This window comes from Aeromonas sp. CD (genome assembly GCF_033349375.1).
In the GTDB taxonomy this organism is placed as follows: Bacteria; Pseudomonadota; Gammaproteobacteria; order Enterobacterales; family Aeromonadaceae; genus Aeromonas; species Aeromonas hydrophila.
Window position 1 is genome coordinate 2793570 of the sequence record NZ_CP137631.1, and the last position, 20758, is coordinate 2814327.

Here is a 20758-nt window from a genome sequence, read left to right on the forward strand (position 1 = left end):
GCGAACAGCAGCGCCAGCCAGACTGTGCTGACGCCAGATGGCGTTTTCAAATCTCAGCATGGTTCTCCCCCAAACCCAAACCAGAGTTGTTGCAGGGCGCGAGTGGCCTGATCAAACAGTAAAACCAAGGTCAGCAACATCAGACCGGGGAAGAGGGCCAGCCACCAGCCACCGCCGGCCAGATAGCGCAGGGCATCGGCCAGCAGCAGACCCAACGAGGCCTCGTGGGCCGCCAGGCCAAAGCCGAGGAAGCTCAGCGCCGCGCTGTGCAGCACCGCGTGGGGGAACATCAGCAAGGTGCCTATAAACCACTGGGGCAACAGCCCCGGCAACAGGTGGGTACGCCAGCGACGCAGCGCCCCCATCCCCTGACAGCCGGCCAGCACCACGTAATCGCTGCTGGCGATCCGCCGCGCCTCGGCACAGAGAATGAGCGCCAGCTTGGGCCAGTGGGTGAGCGCCACCGCCAGGATCACCCCGCGCATGCCGCCCCCTGCGGTAAAGCAGATCAGGATCAACAGCAGCATATGGGGCAGCGCCAGCATGGCATCGATCACCAGCCGCACCGCCGCATCACATCTGGGGTGAATGAGCGAGACACTGGCCGCCACCATGGCCAGCAAGCCGCTGCACAGGGCCGTGCTGATGCCCAGCTCCAGACTGGTGAGGGTACCCTGAAAGGCCCGCAGCCAGAGATCCCGCCCCATCTGGTCGGTACCGAACCAGTGAACCAGCGAGGGGGGCTGCTGGCGCGCCAGCAGATCCATCGGCACATCCTGATGAGAGAGGCTCCAGCCGTAGCTGGCCAGCAGCAGCAGGCAGATCAGCGCAAAACCCAGACGCAGCAGGGAGGGGAGCGGATTAAACAGCATGCACACCCTCCCAACCGCGGTTGATGCGGGCCAGCAGCACCCGCGCCGCCGTGTTACCCAAAAAGACCAGCAGGGTGCAGAAGAGCACGATTCCCATCAGCAGGGGGATATCCCCCCTCAGCCCCGCATCCACGGTGGCCTGGCCGAGCCCCGGGTAGGAGAAGACCTTTTCGGCCAATAACGATCCGCCAATCAGCTCCCCCAGCGAGGCAAACTGCAGACAGATGGCCGGGGTCAGGGCATGACGCAGCACGTGAAAGCGCAGCATGGGCCAGCCGCCATCGCCCTGGGCGCGGGCGTAGCGAATAAAATCGCTCGCCAGCACCTCGGCCACCCGCTCCCGGGTGTGCAGGGCAATATTGCCAAGCCCCAGCAGGGCCAGGGTGGTGACCGGCAGCAACAGATGACGCAACCGCATCAACCAGTCCGCCTCATCGGCAGAGAGACCCGGCGTCCAGGCGCAGCAGACCGGCAACAAAGGCCAGTGCACCGCAAACAGCGCCAGCAGCAAGAGGCCGACCCAGAAGGTGGGCAAGGAGGCGAGCAGGTAAGCAAAGCGGCAAATCAGGCGATCGGGCCAGCGGTTGAGATAGCGACCGGCGCAGAGGCCCAGCAGAATGCCGAAAAAGCCGGAGAGCAGCCAAGCCCCCGCCAACAGCAGGAAGGAGGCAGCAAAGCGCTGGCCAATTACCTCACCCACAGGTGCGTTGTAGAGCATGGAGTAGCCGAGATCCCCCCGCAGCACCTGGGTGAACCAGTGCCAGTAGCGCAGCCAGAGCGGTTGATCCAACCCCCAGCGGGCGGCAATGCGGGCGTACTGCTCCGGCGGCACATGGAGCAGATCGTTGCCGATATAGGCCTTGATGGGGTCGATGGGGGAGTAACTCAGCAACACAAAGGTGGCGACCGAGACCAGACATAACAGCCCTGCCAAACGCAGCAGGGCTTTTAGCAACAGATAACCTGAATGACTCAAGGGCGAACTTAACGGCACGTCCACCGCCAATCCTGCAGGTTGTTGAGCAGTGACCAGCTACCGTGAATTTCCGGCGCCCCCTTGCCAAGGTCGATGCAGCGGTTCGCCAGATAGGTGTGCTGCACGTTGAGCAGCCAGGCCCAGGCCGCATCCCCCTGTACCCCGGCGCCACGCTTGCCATCCCACTCCACCTGCTGCCAGAACGGCACGGCCGCCTGCCAGTTCGGGGCATCCAGCGCCTGCTTGAGGTGACCATCCACCACCGGATTCTGGTAATAGCCCGGGTTGTAAAACTCCACACCGGCGGAACCGCTCTGGTAATGGTGATAGAGCTCCATGGGATCCAGACTCCCCCACCCCATCAGCACCGGATTGGCGTGCATCTCGCGCTCCACCTGCTCCCAGCTACCGGACTTGAGGCTCACCTCGAGGCCGATGGGTTTGAGCATGGCCCGCACCGCTTCCGCCAAATCCCGGCGGGTGCTGTCGCCACTGGTGTACCAGAGGGTAACGGCGGCGCGCAGGGAACCCTTGTGGCGAATGCCGTCACTGCCCATCTTCCAGCCGGCCTCGTCGAGCAGGGCATTGGCGTGGGCCGCATCGCCATCCTTGAAGGCGGTGGCTTTATTCAGCCAGGGCAGGCCTTCTACCGCGCTGTAGGCGGGAATGGCGTGTCCTTCCAGCAGTTGATCGGCCAGCAGCTTGCGGTCGATGGCGTAGTTGATGGCGCGGCGCACCGCCACGTCCGAAGTCACGTCGTTGCCGATGGGATAACCCTTGGCATCCTTGCCGCCCGCTGGCGGGATGGGGAAGACGATGCCGCGATTCTCCACGCTCGGGCGCACCCACAGCTTGAGGGAGGCAGGGACTGTGGGCGCCAGCGACGGGGCGATGCGTACCAGGTCGAGCTGGCTGCGCTGGGCGGCGGCATAGGCGCTCTCTTCATCGATAAAGACAAACACCAGCCGCTTGAAGTCATTGCTGCCGCCGGCGTAATGGGGGTTGGCCTCCACCACCAGCTGCTGGCCGGGCAGGAAGCTCACCAGCTGGTAAGGGCCGGCGCCGACCGGATGGCGGGCGTAAGCCTTGGGATCGTAATCCCGCTTCGACACTATCCCGAGCGATCCCAGCACGTTGACGAAGGTGCTCTGGGGGGCGCTTAAAGATATGGCAACCTCGGTAGGCGAGAGCACCTTGGCCGAGACAAAGTTGCCCATGTCGATCTTGCCGCCGCCCTGGGCTGCGCTGTTGTAGGTAAAGGCCACGTCTTCGGCGGTGAGCGGCGCGCCGTTGGAGAATGTCAGATCCGGCTTGAGGCGGATAAGCCACCCCTTGCCATCCTGGTTCGGGGTCACCGCCTGGGTAAGCACGTTTTGCCAGCTGAGGTCGGCGTTTTGCTTGAGCAGCGGGCTGTGCAGCAGCAGGTAGCTGCCGTGGCTCCAGCCAAGCAGCGGGTCGAACCCTTCGGTGGGCTCACTGCCGATGGCGAGCTTGAGTTCGGCGGGGACGGGCTGGGCAGCCAGCGCCATGGAAGAGAAACCGCCCGAGAGCAGGGCCAGCAAGGCGGCCGCCGTGACAGAGAGGCCTTTGCGGCGGGCGATGTTGCTGCCTGAGTGGCAGCCAAAGCATTGAATGGTCATAAGATCCCTTGTTCGTTTTACCACTCACTACCCAAAAAACAGGGGCACGACAGAAGCGAGTGAGGGGCCAAAACGGCCCCTATTCTAAACCTGATTGCAGATGAGACCTAGCGCTGGGTGTCGCCCACAGGGTCGCCGCGCCGGCCGCTGAACAGGCGGCGCCGGCTCAAGTTCACGCCGCCCTCCCCCTGCTGCACCGGAAGCGAAAGCAGCATCTTGAGGGTGCTGCTCACCAGCGCGCGCCCCTCGTCGGCCCCCAGATGCGGGTCGATGGGGGACATGAGCGAGCAGGCCAGCAACTGCCCCGTCTCGGGCAATGCCCCCACCATAAAGGTCAGGTTGCCGCAGGGGAGCTGCAGGGCGAGCCGATCGCTGCTGCTGCGCACCGGCCAAAGCTGATCCGGCCCCGGCAGCACCACCACGCTCAACATCCAGGGGGTGAGCACGCAGCCAAGCCACTGCCCTTCAAACAGGGTGCACTCGGCCACGATGGGCATGGCCGGGTGATAGAACGGCAGGGCCTGCATCTCTTCTCTGGCGATCCGCTCGTACTGGGCCACCAGCAAGGGTGCGGGATTGGTGGCAAAACCGATAAACTCCTGCGCCGGCTCTGTCGCGGCTTCGTTCACTGCCTCATTCACAATGGATTGCGCCATACGCCCTCCCGCGCTCGCTCGGCCTTCTCCTGCTCAGAGAGCGGAATGGCCGGTGCCCCCAGGCTGGCCAGCAGGGTCAGGATCCGATCCGTTGCCTCCCCCATGGCAGCCGCCACCACAGGAGTGAGGCCGATGCGGGGCTCGAGGGATTCAGGCTCGACCCCGATCAGGGTGAGCCGCCTGGGGGATTCCCCCGTCATGTGCAGCGCCGAGAGCACGTCCGCCAGCCCCAGCTGGTGCGGGGAGATCTTGCGACCAAACAGGGTCGGGATCTCCTCATCCTTCAGGGTCACCACGGTACCCGGCGGATTGCCGCTGCGCACCGCGTCCGCCAGTATGATGTGGTCGCGACTGGCCATGGCTTCGAGCAGCTCCATGCCTGCGGTGCCGCCATCGAGCAGCTCGATGCCGGGGGCGAAGCGGTAGTCGCGCTCCAGCCCCTCGACGATCCGCACGCCGACGGCCTCATCGCTCAATAGCAGGTTGCCCACGCCCAGGATCAGGGTGTTCATCACAGCACCTTCACCTGAGTTGTTTCACCACTCTGGGTATCCACCACGTGCACCGCACAGGACATGCAGGGGTCGAACGAGTGAATGGTGCGCACCACCTCCAGCGGCTTGGCCGGATCGGCCACCGGGGTGCCCACCAGGGACTGCTCGTAGGGACCGGGTTCATCATTGAAGTTGCGCGGGCCCGAGTTCCAGGTCGACGGCACCACCGCCTGATAGTTCTCGATCTTGCCGCCCTTGATGACGATCCAGTGGGAGAGCATGCCGCGCGGCGCCTCTTCAAAGCCCACCCCGCGAAACTCCTTGTCCGCCGGGATCTCGGTCTTGATGTAGGCGCTGACATCCCCCTTGCCGATGTTGTCCACCAGCGCCTTCCACTGATGTGACAGGGTGTCTTTGAGCACACAGCAGCGCACCGCACGACCGATGATGCGGCCCAGGGTGGAGTGCAGCTGTTCGGTCTTGATGGCTGAACCGGTGAGCGTCTTGTAGAGACCGTTCAGCTGATCGAAGTGCGCCACCGTCTCCGGGTGCTTGGCGGCGAGCTTCACCAAGAGGTCTGCGAGGGGCCCCACCTCCACCACCTTGCCGTAGAAGGTGGGAGATTTGACCCAGGAGTACTTGCCGTCATCCTGCCAGCCGGTGTAGTCGGGCTCGGTCTTGCCCTCCCAGGGCTTGAGGGGGGCGTCATCCTTGTACCAGGCGTGCTTGTTGCTCTCGGCGATGCCATCCATCAGCCAGGCATCCTGATGGCTCTCGATGGGACGATAGCCGGCCAGATCGCCGTTCTCGATGTAGCCACCCGGCATCAGGAAGCTGCCGCCGTCACCGTCGGTGGGCAGCTCAGGCACGCTCAGGTAGTGCTTGGCCCCCTGCCCCAGGTTCAGCCACTCGGGGTAGTGCGCGGCTATGATGGCGGCATCCACCTTGTAGACCTGCTCGATGAACTCGCCGAGCCGATCGATGAAGCTCTTCACGTAGAGCAGCCGTTCCAGGTTGAGCACGCTCGGCGCATCCAGGTTGATGGGGTTGGCCACCCCGCCCACCGCCAGGTTCTGAATGTGGGGAGTCTTGCCGCCGAGGATGGCGACGATGCGGTTGGCATCGCGCTGGCACTCCAGTGCCTGCAGGTAGTGGGCCACGGCGATGAGGTTCACCTCCGGGCTCAGTTTCATCGCCTTGTGACCCCAGTAGCCGTTGGCGAAGATGCCGAGCTGACCGCTCGCCACCAGGGCGCGGATCTTGTCCTGCACCTTGGTCAGCTCGTCGGCGCTGTTGAGGGACCAGGTCGATACTCCCTTGAGCAGGTCGGCCGCTTTTTGCGGATTGGCCTGCAGTGCGGCGGTGATGTCCACCCAGTCCAGCGCGGAGAGCTGATAGAAGTGGACGATGTGATCGTGGATGTTGTGGGCCGCAATGATCAGGTTGCGGATGTACTGGGCGTTGACCGGCACCTTGGCGCCGATGGCGTTCTCCACCGCCCGCACCGAGGCGATGGCGTGAATGGAGGTGCACACCCCGCAGATGCGCTGCACTATCATCCAGGCATCGTGCGGGTCGTTGCCCTTGACGATCTCCTCCATCCCGCGCCACATGGTGCCGGACGACCAGGCCTTGGTGACGACGCCGCCTTCGATTTCACAGTCGATACGCAGGTGACCCTCGATGCGGGTGATGGGGTCTATGGTGATACGTTGGCTCATACGTTGGCTTTCCCTCGGGCCTGATAATCTTGGTGAACACGTTCAAGTGATGGCAGTACCGGCAGCAGCCGGATCAGCAGCAAATAGGCACACACCTCGATGGCGACGAAGCCCAAGGAGATCAGCACTTCCGCCGCGGAGGGGAAGTAGTGGTAGCCATTGCCGGGGTTGAAGGCGAGCAGGGAGTAGTCCAGTCGCCAGAGGGCGGCGCCCAGCAGCATGCTGAGGGCCCCCAGGAACAACATGCGCGAATCGCGGCGGCTCTTGTCCCAGTGGAACACCAGCAGCGGGAAGATCATCAGCGCGATCTCGCTCCAGAACATCAAGGCGTAGCGATCCCACTGGGAGAGGTACTCCGACTTGTCGTTGATGACGATCTCGGCAAAGCGCAGCGCCACGAACAGGATCAGGAAGATGTCGATCACCTGGGTCAGCTTGTAGAACAGCGGCTTCTCGTTGGGGCCGCGCCCCGCCAGCCCGGCCTGCACCAGAGAGCCCTCAAACACCACGATGGAGAAGCCCATGATGAAGGCGGTGAGCAAGGAGAAGACCGGCAGCAGCTCGTAGCTTTGCCAGAGCGGATGGATCTTCTCCCCCGCCACTATCATCAGGGAGCCCATGGAGGATTGGTGCATGGTGGGCAGCAGGGCCCCCAGCGCCAGGATGAAGAACATGACCTTGTTGATCCGCGCAAGGGAGACCTTCCAGCCAAACTTCTCCATCAGCACGGGGGCAAACTCCAGCGCCATCACCCCGATGTAGATGGTCATGCAGACCGCCGTCTCGAACAGCACCGAGGAGGTGTTGAAGAAACCCGGAATGTAGAAGTAGGGCAGGTTCCAGTAACGGCCGACGTCGATGGTGATGGAGAGGCCGCCCAGCGAATAGCCGAACAGGCTCGCCAGCAGGGCCGGTCGCACCAGCGGATGATACTCACCCCGGTTGAAGACGTAGACCGCCCAGGCCAGCGCCCAGCCGCCGCAGGCGAAACCGGTGCCGATCAGCAGATCGAACGAGATCCAGAGCCCCCAGGGGTAGCCGCCGTTGAGATCGGTGACCGAGCCCAGCCCGAAGATGAGGCGTTTGAGGATCAGCATGCCGCACAGGATGACGAACGGCGCCAGCACCATGACCGGCCAGCTGACCAGCCTGCCCCCCAGCGGATGTGCCTTGTGATTACTCATGATCCTTGCCTCCCGATTGCTTGTCATGGCCCGCGTGCGAGTCATGATCGTCGCCATCCTGATGGTCCTTGGTGTTGCGGCGAATGAGCACCGACAGCCCGGTCAGCACCACCAGCGGCAGCACCATCCCCTTGTAGAGGGTGTGCTGGATGTGCTCGGAGCGCGCCCCGGAGGAGAGCTCCGGCAAGTCAGGCATGTCGAGCTTGGTGTAGGGCACCCCGGCCAGCACCAGCACCTGGGTGCCGCCCCCCTCCTTCTCGCCATAGACGTAAGGCTGGTAGTTGGGCACCTCGTGCAGGTAGGGATCGTTGGCGCTGAAGGTCTGGCGCGGGTAGGCGTATTCGCTGCCCGGCGTGGCCAGCAGCCGGCGCTTGGCCTCGGCCATCAGCTCTTCGCGGGTGCCGAAGATGACGGCGCCGGTGGGGCACACCTCGACACAGCCGGGCAATTTGCCCTGATCGATGCGCTCAAGCCCCTTCTGGTTGCAGAGCTCGCACTTGTGGATCGCCCCGAACGGGTTGTCGTAGTCATATTTGGGCACGTCGAACGGGCAGCCCACCATGCAGTAGCGGCAGCCGGTGCAGACGTCCGGGTCGTAATGGACGATGCCGGTCTTGGGATCCTTGGTCAGCGCCTGCACCGGGCAGACGGAGACGCAGTTGGGATCGACACAGTGCATGCACTGCTTCTTGATGTAGGCATAGCCATCCACCAGCTGATCCTTGTGCTCACCCGTGCCACTCTTCCACACCTGAATGATGTTGTTGGTGTAGGGGCTCAGCTTGTCATTGTTGGACCAGGTTGCTTCCCCGGCCGGATTGGCCGGGTTGCCGTTGAGGCGCTGACACTCAGCCACGCAGGCCTGGCAACCGATGCAGAGGGTGGAGTCGTAGAGCATGCCGAGCGCGCCGGGAATGGGCGGCTTGTTCTCGGCCGCCGCCAGGGCACTGCCGGAGACGGTGGTGCCCGCCGCCAGCGCACCGACGGAGGCGAATTTGAGGAAATTGCGTCTGTTCACGGTCACTCCTCCCGTGAGGTGTGCTGCCCGGCTTCATGGCGCTTCTGCTGGCGACCGAGCTCGCGCACCGTCATCAGACTCACCCCGACCAGCACCCCGAGCGCACCACCGATAAGGCCGGTGGCGGTGGGCGACATGTGTCCTCCCTCCTGGATGGCCACGTCGGGCTTGTTCACCCGCGGGGTGGGATTCTCCACCTTGGCGAGCTGGAAGATCCCCTTGCTGAAACCCACTCCCTGCTCGTTGCAGCCGTAGCAGGGATGGCCGATACCCACCGGCCAGATGCCGCCGCCCACGTCGCAGAACTCCAGGGTCGAGCAGTTGCCGTAGGTCTCCGGCCCCTTGCAGCCAAGATGGTAGAGACACCAGCCCTGACGGTGACCCTCGTCGCCAAACTCCTTGGCGAAACGGCCGGCATCGAAGTGCGGGCGGCGCTCGCAGTTTTCGTGGATGAGCCGCTCATAGGCAAACAGCGGCCGCTTCTTGGCATCGAGCGCCGGCAGCTTGCCGTAGGTGATGTAGTAGGCGACCGTGGTGAGGAAGTTGTGGGGATTGGGCGGGCAGCCCGGGATATTGATAATCGGCGTGCCGAGGTTGCCGAGGGCCTCTTCCAGGCTGACGGCGCCGGTCGGGTTGCCGCCGCTGGCGGGCACCCCGCCCCAGGCGGCGCAAGAGCCGATGGCGATGACGGCAGCCGCATCGGCAGCCGCGCGGCGAATATGGTCGACGATGGGTTCACCGGCCACCATGCAGTAGATGCCGCCATCTTTAAGCGGGATGGAACCATCCACCACCAGCACATACTTGCCCTTGTAGCGTTCGATGGCATTGTGCTTGTTCTCTTCGGCCTGATGGCCGAAGGCCGCCGAGAGCACCTCGTGGTACTCCAGCGAAATGGTGTTGAGGATCAGGTTCTCGATGGTGGGGTGGGTGGCGCGCAACAGCGATTCGGTGCAACCGGTACACTCCTGCGCCCCTATCCAGATCACCGGTGGCCGCTCGGGGCTGGTGAGCGCGGTGGCCATCCTGGCCACGGCATGCTGGCTTAATCCAAGGGTTGCGGCCATCCCGGCGCACAGTTTCATAAAGTCACGGCGATTAATTCCATGAGCCGATAAAAAAGTATCCTCGACCATTCTTTTTATTCCCGTAGTGAGCACTTGTTTGATAAATGCTTAATAGCGGAAATGCTAAGTACTCCCCCCCTGCCCCGCGTTGATCTCCATCAAGTGACGGAACATTATTAAAATAGAAAACTCATCAGCATGGATTTAAAAATTTCATATGTAGCATAGACTTAGAAAGCATGACACTAACCACAGAAATACCCACTAGGGGGTATTTTTGTGTGTTAATGAATTTAATTCATTTAAATTACCCGTTAATTCGTGATGTTAAATAATCAGAATGAAAGCGTTGTCACACTATTTTACCCGGTCTTTATGTTACCAGCCATAGGCTATTTCACCTCGTCAAAAGTGGCTGATAATATATACCTTTATATTTGTATAATTATATGTAAACAAGTGGAATGGACGCGCAAACGATATTTATTATCAGCTTCAAAAATAAGCTTACCTGCCTATTTCAAGAAATATCCCCCTTGCTTGATTAATTAACTGTCATCAACAGGGTATCTGCATTTCCCCCCTATTTCCCCTCTTGCAACATGTGGCCCACCCCCTCCTTCCCGGCCCGGCTGCGCCACCTGGCCCATACAACTGGTTCCATTTGCCTCTATTAGTCAGTGATGACATAAAAATCTCTCCAACATCAAGCTGTTGAACAACAATTATCACTGAGCCCTGAGTGGGCTCTGCCCTTGGCGCTAAGGGCAAGGAACCCATGAAGTCGATGAGGATGACCGATGAGCAAAACCATACTGGTGGTGGATGATTCCGTGGGGATCAGGGCTGCCATCACCATGACGCTCAGCAGCGCCGGTTTTGAGGTGATTGAGGCCGGCGACGGCGCAGCCGCCCTCATCGAACTGGATCAGCGGCGGGTACACCTCATCATCTCCGATCTCAACATGCCCGGCATGGATGGCATGACCCTGCTAAGACGGGTCAAGGCCCAGCAGACTACCCGCTACCTCCCCTTCATCATGCTGACCACCGAAGACTCTGAGCAGATCAAGCGGGAAGGATTCGAGGCCGGCGCCCGAGTCTGGCTCACCAAGCCGTTCGAACCGCTCAAGCTGCTGGACGATGTCTGCAAGGTGGTGCAGCCATGAGCCTGACGATCGACACCCGGCAGACGCCGGTGACCGCCACCCTGAGCGGCGAACTCAGCGTCATCACGCTGGGGGATCTGCAGGATGAACTGTTCGGTCTGCTCAATTTCTCGGTATTGACGCTGGATCTCACCCCGCTGGAGATGCTCGATGGCTGCGGTGCCCAGCTCATCGCCATCCTGCGGCAGGAGGCTGGCCAGCAGGGCAAGCAGCTGCGACTCGAGGCCGCTGAAGGGAGCCAGGCCCGCCATGTCTTGAGCCTGATGGGATTGTGGTCAGCCGACCATGGGGAGGGCCGCGTGGATGGACATCAATAAGGCCCGCGCCCTCTTCTTTGAGGAGGCCTACGAGCAGTGCGACAATCTGGAACACGCTCTGCTGGATCGCGACACCTATCCGGCCAACCCCGACACCTACAACCTGATGTTTCGCACCGCCCATACCATCAAGGGCTCGGCCGGCATGCTGGGGCTGGCCATGCTGGTGCGCTTCGCCCACGCCATGGAGAACATGCTGGAGCGGCTGCGCAGCGGCGAGATCGCGCTGGACGAACACCTCATCAACCTGCTGCTGGCCTGCAACGATCAACTGCGCGACCTGCTGCAAGGAGCCGAACACAACCCCGAGCTGCAGCAGACCGAGACCCAACAGATCCTGGCCCTGCTCTCCCAGCTGCAAGGGCACCAGACCCTGCCCAGCCAGCCGCTGATCATGCCGGCTCCCGCACCGGTCAATCAGGCGGATCGGCGCGTCTGGCATCTCTCCCTGCGCTTTTATCCCGCTCTCTATCAGGACGGCTTCGATCTGCTGGCCTTCATTCGCTACCTCGGCAACCTGGGGGAGATCCGCGTCATCGAGCCGGTCTGGCAGGAGTGGCCCCCGCTGCAACTGCTCGATGCCACCGAGTGTTTTCTCGGCTACGAGATTGGCCTGCTCAGCGCCGAGCCGGCCGAGCGGATCCGGAGCACTTTTGATTTCGTTGCCCACGCCAGTCTCATCTGCCTGCTCAGCCCCCATCAGGATCTGGCGCAGTTTTCAGAACAGGGGCAAAAGCTGGCGGCCTGGTGCAATGAGCCGCTCGCGGCCCAGCTGCAGCGCTGGGTGCAGGCCGGCGCCCTGAGCGAAGAGGAAGCGGCCTGCATCGCGCGGGGCGAACTGACGCCCGGCGCGGCAAGCGCAGAACCGGCCCTGGCGCCGCCCATCCAGTCAGCCCCCCCGCCGCAGGAGGCCCCCCCACAGCAGGCCAGACCCGCACCGCTGCGGGCGGAGGGACACTACATCCGCATCGAGGCGGCCAAGCTCGATCGGCTGATCAATCGGGTCGGCGAGCTGGTGATCGCCACCTCGGCCACCACTCTGCAGGCGAGGATGAGGGGCGATGCGGAGCTCATCGAATCAGTGGCCATCGTCAACACCCTGGTGGAAGGGATCCGCGACGACGCGCTCACCCTGCGCATGGTACCCATCAACGAGATCTTCAACCGCTTCCCGCGACTGGTGCACGAACTGTCCCAGCAGACCGGCAAGGAGATCCAGCTGCAGATCCGCAACGCCGATACCGACATCGACAAGTCGATGGTCGAGAAGCTGACCGACCCCCTGATGCACCTGGTGCGCAACGCCGCCGATCATGGCCTTGAGGAGCAACAGGCTCGGCTCGCCGCCGGCAAGCCGGCGCAGGGAACCATCACCCTCAACGCCTATCACGACGCCGGTGCCGTGGTGGTGGAGGTCAGCGATGACGGCCGCGGCATCGACCGCGACAAGATCCTCGCCAAGGCCCATGGCCAGGGGCTGCTGCCGGAAGGCAAGGTATTGAGTGAACAGGAGATCTTTCAACTGCTGTTTCTGCCCGGCTTCTCGACGGCCAGCGATGTCAGCGATCTCTCCGGGCGGGGAGTCGGGCTCGACGTGGTCAAGCGCAATCTGGAGTTTCTGCGCGGCGAAACCACCATCGACAGCCGGCTGGGGCTGGGCACCACCTTCAGGCTGAGACTGCCGCTCACCCTGGCCATCATCGACGGTTTTCGCATCGAGGTGGATCACGCCTCCCTGGTGATCCCCCTCGACATGATGGTCGAGTGCATCGATCTGCCGCCGGATGCCCTGCGTACCCCAGCCCGCCAGATCAACGTGCGCGGCGAGTGGGTGCCCTTCATCGTCCTGCGCGAGCTGTTTGCCCTGCCCCCTGCCGACGAACCCGAATTCGTGGTGATGGTGGACTATGCCGACCATCGTGCCGGCATCGTGGTGGATCGCCTGATTGGCGAGGTGCAGGCGGTCATCAAGCCGCTCGGCGAGCTGTTCAAGTCCCTGCGCTACGTGAGCGGATCCACCATTCTTGGCAACGGTCAGCCGGCGCTCATCCTCGACGTCCCCCAGCTCATCCAGCTGGCCTGGCGGCGGGAACAACATGCGCTCCGGCAACAGGCCGATGCCCTTTACAGCCTCAGAGATTGACCACACACCTTAAGCACATCAACGGAATTGACGGAGTCAGACCATGGACTGGTTTCACAACTTGCAAGTCAGAACAAAGCTGGTGTTCTCGTTCTCCATCCTCATGGTGCTGCTGGTGGTGCTGTCGCTCACCAGCTACTACTCCACCAGGACCATGGTGCAACTGGTCAGCAACATGCACGCCAACCAGCTGTTGCCGATCAAGGACATCGCCAACGCCAACATCTATGCGGTCTACCAGAACCGGGCCCTCTATCGCTACATCGGCGAGGTCGACCCGGATCTCAAGGCCCAGGCGTTGGTCAATGTCGACAAGTTCGAGAAGGGGATGTGGGATTTTCTGGCCAGCTACCGCAAGACCTATCTCACCCAGCGGGAGGTGGACCTGCTGACCCGCTTCGATCAGGCCTGGGCCACTTACAAGCAGTACGCCAGCGAGATCCTGAAGCAGGCTCAGACACCGGGCCAGGATGGGGAGCCCGAGCGCAACGCCTTTCGGCTGATGGGTGACAAGGGACGCCCCGCCTTCGACATCGCCGATGGACTGCTGAGTGATCTGGTCAAGGTGAATGCCGAACTGGCATCCCAGTCCATGGATGAGAGCCAGGCCATCTATCAGGACAACCTGCAGATCCTCATCGCCATCGCCAGCGCCGCCTTTCTCATCTGCCTCATCCTGGCCCTGCTGGTGACCCGCAGCATATTGCGCCAGCTGGGGGGCGACCCTTCCTACACGGTGCAGGTGGTAGCCCGGGTCGCCGAGGGGGATCTCTCCACCCCGGTGCAGCTCAAGGCCGACGACACTTCGAGCCTGCTCTATGCAATCAAGAGCATGGCCCACCGCCTCTCCGACACCCTCAACGAGGTGGGCGCCATGTCGGAAGCCATCGGTTCCGCCTCCGAGCAGGTGGCCGCCACCGCCAATGCCCTCTCCCAGACCTCTTCCGAGCTTGCCTCCAGCGTCGAGCAGACCAGTGCCTCGGTCGAGGAGATGACCGCCACCGTCAGCCAGAATGCCGACAATGCCAAGGTGACCGAAAACATCTCCACCCGGGCGGCCAGCAGCGCCACCGACAGCGGCAAGGCGGTCGGCGAGATGGTGCACGCCATGAAGGAGATAGCGTCGCGCATCACCGTCATCAACGACATCGCCAACAAGACCGACTTGCTGGCCATCAACGCCGCCATCGAAGCGGCCCGCGCCGGCGAGCACGGCAAGGGCTTTGCCACCGTCGCCGCCGAGGTGCGCAAACTGGCCGAACGCTCCCAGACCGCCGCCAAGGAGATTGGCGAGCTGGCCGGGCGCTCGGTCAGCGTCGCCGAGCAGGCGGGATCCTTGCTGCGTGAAATGCTGCCCGGCATCGATCAGACCGCCACCCTGGTGCAGGAGATCGCCTCCGCCTCCCGCGAGCAGCGGGCCAGCGTCTCCCAGATCAACATCGCCGTGACCCAGATAAGCGACGGCATGCAGGCCTCGGCCGCCTCGGCGGAAGAGCTCAGCTCCACCTCGGAAGAGCTGAGCTCCACCGCCCTGCAGTTGCAGGAGCTGATGCAGCAGTTCACCCTGCGCGGCGGCAACACCCGCCAGCCCTATACCCCGCACGGCGGCGCCCATGTTGTCCGGCGCAGCAAACCGAAGTCTGCATTCTCCCGCCCCTACCCTTTTCATGAAGAGGATCTGGAGCGAGAGATAGACGATGGCAAGTTCACCAACTACTAGGAGCCGGCGATGAGAGACAAGCTTGCCCCTGATACCAGCGCCCACTTTCACTGCGTCACCTTCATGCTGGGCGGTGAACTGTACGGCATCGACATCGGCTGCATTCGCGAGATCATCGAGTTCGAGGGGATGACCCCGGTGCCCATGATGCCGCGCTTCGTGCGGGGCATCATCAACCTGCGCGGCGCCGTGGTGCCGGTGATCGACCTCTCAATCCGTTTCGGCCGGGGCCAGACCCTGCTGCAACCCACCACCTGCGTCGCCATCCTCTCCCTGCCCAACAGCACCGGCGAGGAGCAGGAGATCGGCATGCTGTTGGATGCGGTCTGCGAGGTGCTGGAGATCCGCAGCGACGCCATCGAACCGGCTCCCACCTTCGGCACCCACATCCGCGGCGACTTCATTCAGGGGGTGGTCACCATCGATCAGCAGTTCGCCATCCTGCTCGACATGCACAAGGCCCTCTCCATCGCCGAGCTGAGCGCCATGGCCGAGGCGGCCACCGAGCAGCAGTTCTCCCCGGAACAGGGCGGCTGACCATGGTGGCGCCCCCCTTCACGGCCGAACTCACCCCGACTCTCAGCCAGGGCGAGTTCGATCTGTTTCGCCGCTTCATCCTGAATTCGGCCGGCATCGATCTTGCCCCCTGCAAGCGGGCGCTGGTGCAATCCCGACTCGCCAAACGGCTGCGGGCGCTGCACCTTACCAGCTATCACTCCTACTGGGAGCGGATCAATCAGTCCATCGATCCCCACGAGCGGCAAGTCGCCATCAACCTGCTCTCCACCAACGAGACCTATTTCTTTCGTGAATCCCAGCACTTCAGCTGGCTCAAGCACCATGCCGAACAGCTGCTTGCCACTCGCCGCCAGCCGCTGCGAGTCTGGTCCGCCGCCTGCTCCACCGGGGAAGAGGCCTACTCCGCCGCCATGGTGCTGGCCGAACAGCTCGGCATCAACGATCGCTGGAGCATCCACGGCACCGACATCAACACCCGGGTCATCCCTTTTGCCCGCCGCGCCGTCTACTCGGTCGAGCGGGCCCAGCACGTGCCGCCCCATTTGTGGCTACGCTATTTTCAGCGCGGCCATGACGAGTTCGCCGGCAAGATCCGGGTCAAGCCGGAGCTGGCCGGCAAGGTCACCTTTGCCAATCTCAACCTGCTGACATGCGGCGACTATCCGGAACGCAACTTCGACGTCATCTTCCTGCGCAATGTGCTCATCTACTTCAATGACGAGACCAAGGCCCGGGTGCTGTCGCAGCTTTGCAACCTGTTGCGCCCGGACGGCTACCTGCTGGTCGGCCACTCCGAGATCATCCGCCAGCAGGATCTGCCGCTGGTGCAGGAGGCCCCCTCCCGCTACCGCTGCCTGCCCCTTCAGCCCAAGGAGCTGCCATGACCATACGGGTGCTTATCGTCGACGACTCGGCCCTGGTTCGAGAGGTTCTGACCCAGATGCTGAGCAAGGCGGAGGACATCGAGGTGATCGGCGCCGCCTTCGACCCCATCTTCGCCATGCAGCAGATGAAGAAGTGCTGGCCCGACGTCATCATTCTCGACATCGAGATGCCACGCATGGACGGCCTCACCTTCCTCAAGAAGATCATGGCCGAGCACCCCACCCCGGTCATCATCTGCTCCTCCCTCACCGAAGAGGGAGCCATGATCACCCTGGAAGCGATGTCGGCGGGGGCCATCTCCATCGTCACCAAGCCCAGCGTCGGCATCAAGAGCTTCCTGCAGCAGTCCGCCAACGACTTCATCCAGGAGATCCGGGGCGCCGTCGGCGCCAAGCTGCGCAATCTGCTGCCCGGTGCCGCCCCGCTGCCGGTCACCCCGAGGCGCAATGCCGACGAGGTGCTCTCCCCGCCGGCGGAGCGGATCTCCTTTCGCACCACCGAAAAGATCGTTGCACTCGGCACCTCCACCGGTGGCACCCAGGCGCTGGAGTACCTGCTCTCCCGCCTGCCCGCAAGCTGCCCGGGGATCGCCATCGTTCAGCACATGCCGGCCCGCTTCACCGCCTCCTTTGCCGAGCGGCTCAACGGCCTCTCCCAGCTGGAGGTGAAAGAGGCCGAGACCGGCGATCGCCTGCTGCCCGGGGTCGCTATCATAGCCCCGGGGGGCAAGCACCTGCTGATCCAGCGCAGCGGCACCCAGTATCTGGCAGAAGTCAAAGAGGGGCCGCCGGTCTCCCGTCACTGCCCCTCGGTGGACGTGCTGTTTCGCTCGGTGGCGGTGAGTGCGGGGCGCAACGCCCTCGGCGTCATCATGACCGGCATGGGGGATGACGGCGCCCGCGGCATGCGGGAGCTGCACGACACGGGCGCTCGCACCATCGCCCAGGATGAAGCCAGTTGCGTGGTATTCGGCATGCCCAAAGAGGCCATAGCCCACGGCGGAGTGGATGAAGTCATGTCCCTCACCCACATTACCCAGACGCTCAGCCGTCCGGATCTACGAGGCGTGTAATTATGTCATTGGAAAAATGGCAAGGCCGCAGTGCCATGGTGGTGGATGACTCCCGCACCCAGCAGTACGAAGTGACCTGCCTGCTGCAGGAGCTGGGGTTCGGCCAGATCCACGTTGCCCATGATGGCCAGGATGCCCTGGACAAACTGCAGCAGCTCGAGCGCATCGATCTGCTGCTGACCGACCTCAACATGCCCGGCATGGACGGAGTCGAGCTCATCAGCAACCTGGAGAAGAATACCCACTACCGGATGTTCGTGGCCGTGATGAGCGGGGTGGAGCGGGACGTGCTGGACGTGATCCACGCCATCGCCGATGCCAGCACCCTGGAGGTGATCGGCGTGCTGTCAAAACCGCTGCGACAAAGCGATCTGCGCAACATGCTGCAGCATTGCGATCCGCTGGCACACCGGGAAAACAAGAAGTGGATGCAGCTCACCTTCACCGCCGAGGATGTGCAGCAGGCGCTGGACAACCGCCAGCTGATCCCCTTTCTGCAGCCCAAGGTGCTGATGGCGGACGCCAGTCTCTATGGCTTCGAGGCGCTGGTGCGCTGGATCCATCCAGAGCACGGGGTCATTCCCCCCATCTGCTTCGTTCACCACCTCGAAGAGGGGCAGCTGGCGCTCGATTTCTTCTACCAGTTTCTGCATGCCACCTGCGAGGCGATCACCACCCTGGGCGCACTGTCCGAGCATCCCACCTGCTCCATCAACATGCCGGTCAGCCTGCTGCTGACGGACAAGCTGGTCGAGAACATGATTGCCATCGTGCAGGCCCATCAACTGCTCTGCAGCGCCATCATCATCGAAGTCACCGAGACCACCTTCATGTCCAACCTCGCCATGTCGCTGGGCACCCTGGCACGATTGAGACTGCGGGGATTCGGCATCGCAATGGATGATTATGGCACCGGCTACTCCTCCATGAAGCAGCTATCTCGCTGTCCTTTCACCGAGATCAAGATTGACAAGGAATTCGTGCACGACGCCCATAGCAGCCCCAAGAAGCTGGCTATATTGACCTCAGCCATCGTCATGAGCCAGAAGCTCAACCTCAAGACGGTCGCCGAGGGAGTGGAGACCGAAGAGGACTGGAAGCAGCTGGCAATGCTCGGCTGCGAGCTGGCGCAAGGCTATTACATCAGCCGACCGCTGCCGGTCGATCAGATTGAAAAATGGTTTGCCGAATGGCAGGCCAGGGCGACCTGAATCGTGTCCCTTTGCGCTATTGAGGAACCCCGCTCTGAGAGGGCGGGATAACAACAACACCGGCAGTATCGACATCGCTGCATGGACGCTTGAAACAAGCATGAGGCTACCATGAACAACCTACTTCGCCAGCTCTCCATCAAGACGCGGCTTATCGTCTCCTTCCTGTTGCTGAATCTCATCCTGATCGGGGTCGGCCTCTACGGCAAGCAGAACACCAACACCATCAATGACATGCTCAACGACATGTACCTCAACATCCTGACCCCCATCACGGATGTCGCCAACGCCAACATGCAGGCCATCTATCACAACCGCTCGCTGTTCGATTATGTCATCGAGCCGAGCAAAAGCGGCATGGACCAGATTGCCAGGGATATGGATCTGCACGAGCAGAAGATGGCCGCCCTGCTGGACAAGTACCGGGCAACCCAGCTGAGCGAACCGGAGAAACTGGCTCTGGCGGACTTTGACCGCGCCTGGCCGCTTTACAAGGAAGCGGCGCACAAGGCGATGGCGGCAAGTGCAGCCAACGACAACGACAGCGCCATCAAGCTGATGAAGGGCGAGGCCGCCACCACGTTTCAGGTGGTGGACGATCTGCTCAGCAAGCTGGTCGACATCAACCAGGGGCTGGGCAAACAGGCCTTTGATGAGAGCGACGTGATTGCCAGCGACATCACCACCGCCACCTACACCATACTCGCCATCTCGGTGCTGCTCTCCTTGCTGCTGGGCTGGTTGCTCAGCAGCAGCATCAACCAGCCGCTGCTCGCCATCATGCAGGATCTGCAACAACTGGCGCAGGGCAGGCTCACCGCCCCGGATCAGGCCGAGGGCAACGACGAACTGACCCGCATGCAGCAGGCGATGATCAGCACCCGCCGCAGCCTGCGCGACATCGTCTCGACCATGCAACATGCCGCCGAGAGCCTCACCGCCAGCGCCTCCCAGTTGGGAGCGGCGGCCGAGCAGGTCAATACCAGCTCCCAGCAGCAGTCCCTCGCCACCGCCAACACCGCCGCCTCGGTCGAACAGCTCACCACCTCCGTCTCCCAGCTCTCCTCGTTCGCCAATCAGGCCAACAGCGTGGTGATGCAATCCGGGGAGATAGCCCAAGCCGGCGAGAAGCAGGTCAAGCACGCCTCCCAGGAGGTGCTCAGGGTCACCACGGCGGTCAACGACTCCGCCAAGCAGGTGCAGGGACTGTTTGACGACATCACCCGCATCAGCCAGATCTCGGTGATGATCCAGGGGGTCGCGGATCAGACCAACCTGCTGGCGCTCAACGCCGCCATCGAAGCGGCCCGGGCCGGCGACATGGGCCGCGGCTTCGCCGTGGTAGCCGACGAGGTACGGACCCTGGCGGCGCGCACCACCCAGGCCACCCAGGAGATCAACGAGATGCTCACCTCCATCCAGCAAGGGGCCACCAGCGCGGTCAAGGGGATGAACGCCTGCTCCGACAGCATGAGCACGGTGCGGGAGACCACCGAGGGGTCCAGCGAAACCATGGCCCAGGTGGATCAGAGCTCCCGCAAGGTGGTGGAGCTGATCCAGGAGATAAGCTCCATGCTCCACGAGCAGGCCGCCGCCAGCCAGCTCATCGCCCAGTCGGTGGAAGAGATCACCCAGATGTCGCTGGAGAACGTCTCCGCCGCCGAAAGCGTCAATCATGACGCCTCCCAGCTGACCACCATCATCCAGCAGCTCAATCAGGGCATCGGGTTCTTCAAGGTCTAATATAAACGCCGAGACCTGCCCGGCCATGGGTCGGGCGGGTCTCTCCCCCTCACTCTGCCATCAAGATCCCATCTTTACCCCGCCTCTTTGCCACGGGTTTGCCACGGGCTCACGACGGCCGGCGCTGGAATGCCGACATCAGAACAGCGTTCACTCAAACATCCATCAAACACAGCCCAAAACTGCCTCATTCCCCTCTCGTTTGGAGGGGCAAAACCAGTGATAAATACTGGGTCATAGGGAGCCAGAGAAAGCGTTGGCAGGCAAATTTATACAGAGGAATATCCCGTATTTTGCGCATTTTCATATTCCCATTCGCCACATAATTTACCAACCAAAAAACAACTGATA

At 62.5% G+C, this 20758-nt stretch carries 18 protein-coding genes; 9 read left to right on the top strand and 9 right to left on the bottom strand.

The window, feature by feature from the left end; translation table 11 throughout:
* Positions 1-53: 53 nt before the first annotated feature.
* The 9 genes from R2E40_RS12920 to hybO form a co-directional block, all read right to left on the bottom strand.
* The gene (locus tag R2E40_RS12920) at positions 54-872 is read right to left on the bottom strand and encodes an ABC transporter permease (RefSeq protein ID WP_318163542.1); all 819 of its coding nucleotides are present in this window, start codon (positions 870-872) and stop codon (positions 54-56) included.
* Positions 862-1872 (bottom strand): ABC transporter permease, encoded by a 1011-nt coding sequence (locus tag R2E40_RS12925; RefSeq protein WP_318163543.1) that lies wholly within the window; start codon positions 1870-1872, stop codon positions 862-864. The genes R2E40_RS12920 and R2E40_RS12925 overlap by 11 nt, the downstream gene beginning before the upstream one ends.
* Positions 1857-3488 carry an ABC transporter substrate-binding protein gene (locus tag R2E40_RS12930; protein WP_318163544.1) on the bottom strand — a complete coding sequence of 544 codons (1632 nt, stop codon included), beginning with the start codon at positions 3486-3488 and terminating at the stop codon, positions 1857-1859. Before R2E40_RS12930 ends, R2E40_RS12925 begins: the two co-directional genes overlap by 16 nt.
* Before the next feature lie 107 nt (positions 3489-3595).
* Entirely contained in the window at positions 3596-4144 is a 549-nt protein-coding gene (hybE, locus tag R2E40_RS12935) for a hydrogenase-2 assembly chaperone (protein WP_318163545.1), read from the bottom strand.
* Entirely contained in the window at positions 4126-4656 is a 531-nt protein-coding gene (locus R2E40_RS12940) for a HyaD/HybD family hydrogenase maturation endopeptidase (protein ID WP_005301934.1), read from the bottom strand. The genes hybE and R2E40_RS12940 overlap by 19 nt, the downstream gene beginning before the upstream one ends.
* Positions 4656-6359, bottom strand: coding sequence for a hydrogenase 2 large subunit (gene hybC, locus R2E40_RS12945; RefSeq protein WP_318163546.1), 1704 nt, complete (start codon positions 6357-6359; stop codon positions 4656-4658). The genes R2E40_RS12940 and hybC overlap by 1 nt, the downstream gene beginning before the upstream one ends.
* Positions 6356-7543 (bottom strand): Ni/Fe-hydrogenase cytochrome b subunit, encoded by a 1188-nt coding sequence (gene hybB, locus R2E40_RS12950; RefSeq protein ID WP_011706348.1) that lies wholly within the window; start codon positions 7541-7543, stop codon positions 6356-6358. The genes hybC and hybB overlap by 4 nt, the downstream gene beginning before the upstream one ends.
* Positions 7536-8561 (bottom strand): hydrogenase 2 operon protein HybA, encoded by a 1026-nt coding sequence (hybA, locus tag R2E40_RS12955; protein WP_318163547.1) that lies wholly within the window; start codon positions 8559-8561, stop codon positions 7536-7538. The genes hybB and hybA overlap by 8 nt, the downstream gene beginning before the upstream one ends.
* 2 nt (positions 8562-8563) lie before the next feature.
* Positions 8564-9697, bottom strand: a complete 1134-nt coding sequence (gene hybO, locus R2E40_RS12960; RefSeq protein WP_065477131.1) for a hydrogenase 2 small subunit — start codon at positions 9695-9697, stop codon at positions 8564-8566.
* 731 nt (positions 9698-10428) lie between these two features.
* Between hybO and R2E40_RS12965 the strand changes: the two genes are divergently transcribed.
* The 9 genes from R2E40_RS12965 (at position 10429) to R2E40_RS13005 (ending at position 20407) form a co-directional block, all read left to right on the top strand.
* Positions 10429-10797 carry a response regulator gene (locus tag R2E40_RS12965; RefSeq protein ID WP_318163548.1) on the top strand — a complete coding sequence of 123 codons (369 nt, stop codon included), beginning with the start codon at positions 10429-10431 and terminating at the stop codon, positions 10795-10797.
* A complete protein-coding gene (locus R2E40_RS12970) occupies positions 10794-11114 on the top strand; it encodes an STAS domain-containing protein (protein WP_318163549.1) in 321 nt (106 codons plus the stop codon). The genes R2E40_RS12965 and R2E40_RS12970 overlap by 4 nt, the downstream gene beginning before the upstream one ends.
* Positions 11101-13257, top strand: coding sequence for a chemotaxis protein CheA (locus R2E40_RS12975; protein WP_318163550.1), 2157 nt, complete (start codon positions 11101-11103; stop codon positions 13255-13257). Before R2E40_RS12970 ends, R2E40_RS12975 begins: the two co-directional genes overlap by 14 nt.
* A gap of 43 nt (positions 13258-13300) precedes the next feature.
* Positions 13301-14977, top strand: a complete 1677-nt coding sequence (locus tag R2E40_RS12980) for a methyl-accepting chemotaxis protein (RefSeq protein WP_412055125.1) — start codon at positions 13301-13303, stop codon at positions 14975-14977.
* 9 nt (positions 14978-14986) lie between these two features.
* Entirely contained in the window at positions 14987-15514 is a 528-nt protein-coding gene (locus tag R2E40_RS12985) for a chemotaxis protein CheW (protein ID WP_318163552.1), read from the top strand.
* 2 nt (positions 15515-15516) lie between these two features.
* Entirely contained in the window at positions 15517-16380 is an 864-nt protein-coding gene (locus R2E40_RS12990; protein WP_318163553.1) for a protein-glutamate O-methyltransferase CheR, read from the top strand.
* Entirely contained in the window at positions 16377-17453 is a 1077-nt protein-coding gene (locus tag R2E40_RS12995; RefSeq protein WP_017408151.1) for a protein-glutamate methylesterase/protein-glutamine glutaminase, read from the top strand. Before R2E40_RS12990 ends, R2E40_RS12995 begins: the two co-directional genes overlap by 4 nt.
* A 2-nt stretch (positions 17454-17455) precedes the next feature.
* Positions 17456-18664 carry an EAL domain-containing response regulator gene (locus R2E40_RS13000; RefSeq protein ID WP_318163554.1) on the top strand — a complete coding sequence of 403 codons (1209 nt, stop codon included), beginning with the start codon at positions 17456-17458 and terminating at the stop codon, positions 18662-18664.
* Positions 18665-18775: 111 nt separating this feature from the next.
* Positions 18776-20407, top strand: a complete 1632-nt coding sequence (locus R2E40_RS13005) for a methyl-accepting chemotaxis protein (protein WP_318163555.1) — start codon at positions 18776-18778, stop codon at positions 20405-20407.
* Positions 20408-20758: the final 351 nt, after the last annotated feature.

Excerpts from the sequence above, each read along its gene's own strand:
- R2E40_RS12920 (WP_318163542.1), bottom strand. The coding sequence starts at position 872 with ATGCTGTTTAATCCGCTCCCCTCCCTGCTGCGTCTGGGTTTTGCGCTG.
- R2E40_RS12930 (WP_318163544.1), bottom strand. The coding sequence starts at position 3,488 with ATGACCATTCAATGCTTTGGCTGCCACTCAGGCAGCAACATCGCCCGC.
- hybE (WP_318163545.1), bottom strand. The coding sequence starts at position 4,144 with ATGGCGCAATCCATTGTGAATGAGGCAGTGAACGAAGCCGCGACAGAG.
- R2E40_RS12940 (WP_005301934.1), bottom strand. The coding sequence starts at position 4,656 with ATGAACACCCTGATCCTGGGCGTGGGCAACCTGCTATTGAGCGATGAG.
- hybC (WP_318163546.1), bottom strand. The coding sequence starts at position 6,359 with ATGAGCCAACGTATCACCATAGACCCCATCACCCGCATCGAGGGTCAC.
- hybB (WP_011706348.1), bottom strand. The coding sequence starts at position 7,543 with ATGAGTAATCACAAGGCACATCCGCTGGGGGGCAGGCTGGTCAGCTGG.
- hybO (WP_065477131.1), bottom strand. The coding sequence starts at position 9,697 with ATGGTCGAGGATACTTTTTTATCGGCTCATGGAATTAATCGCCGTGAC.
- R2E40_RS12965 (WP_318163548.1), top strand. The coding sequence starts at position 10,429 with ATGAGCAAAACCATACTGGTGGTGGATGATTCCGTGGGGATCAGGGCT.
- R2E40_RS12970 (WP_318163549.1), top strand. The coding sequence starts at position 10,794 with ATGAGCCTGACGATCGACACCCGGCAGACGCCGGTGACCGCCACCCTG.
- R2E40_RS12975 (WP_318163550.1), top strand. The coding sequence starts at position 11,101 with ATGGACATCAATAAGGCCCGCGCCCTCTTCTTTGAGGAGGCCTACGAG.
- R2E40_RS12980 (WP_412055125.1), top strand. The coding sequence starts at position 13,301 with ATGGACTGGTTTCACAACTTGCAAGTCAGAACAAAGCTGGTGTTCTCG.
- R2E40_RS12985 (WP_318163552.1), top strand. The coding sequence starts at position 14,987 with ATGAGAGACAAGCTTGCCCCTGATACCAGCGCCCACTTTCACTGCGTC.
- R2E40_RS12990 (WP_318163553.1), top strand. The coding sequence starts at position 15,517 with ATGGTGGCGCCCCCCTTCACGGCCGAACTCACCCCGACTCTCAGCCAG.
- R2E40_RS12995 (WP_017408151.1), top strand. The coding sequence starts at position 16,377 with ATGACCATACGGGTGCTTATCGTCGACGACTCGGCCCTGGTTCGAGAG.
- R2E40_RS13000 (WP_318163554.1), top strand. The coding sequence starts at position 17,456 with ATGTCATTGGAAAAATGGCAAGGCCGCAGTGCCATGGTGGTGGATGAC.
- R2E40_RS13005 (WP_318163555.1), top strand. The coding sequence starts at position 18,776 with ATGAACAACCTACTTCGCCAGCTCTCCATCAAGACGCGGCTTATCGTC.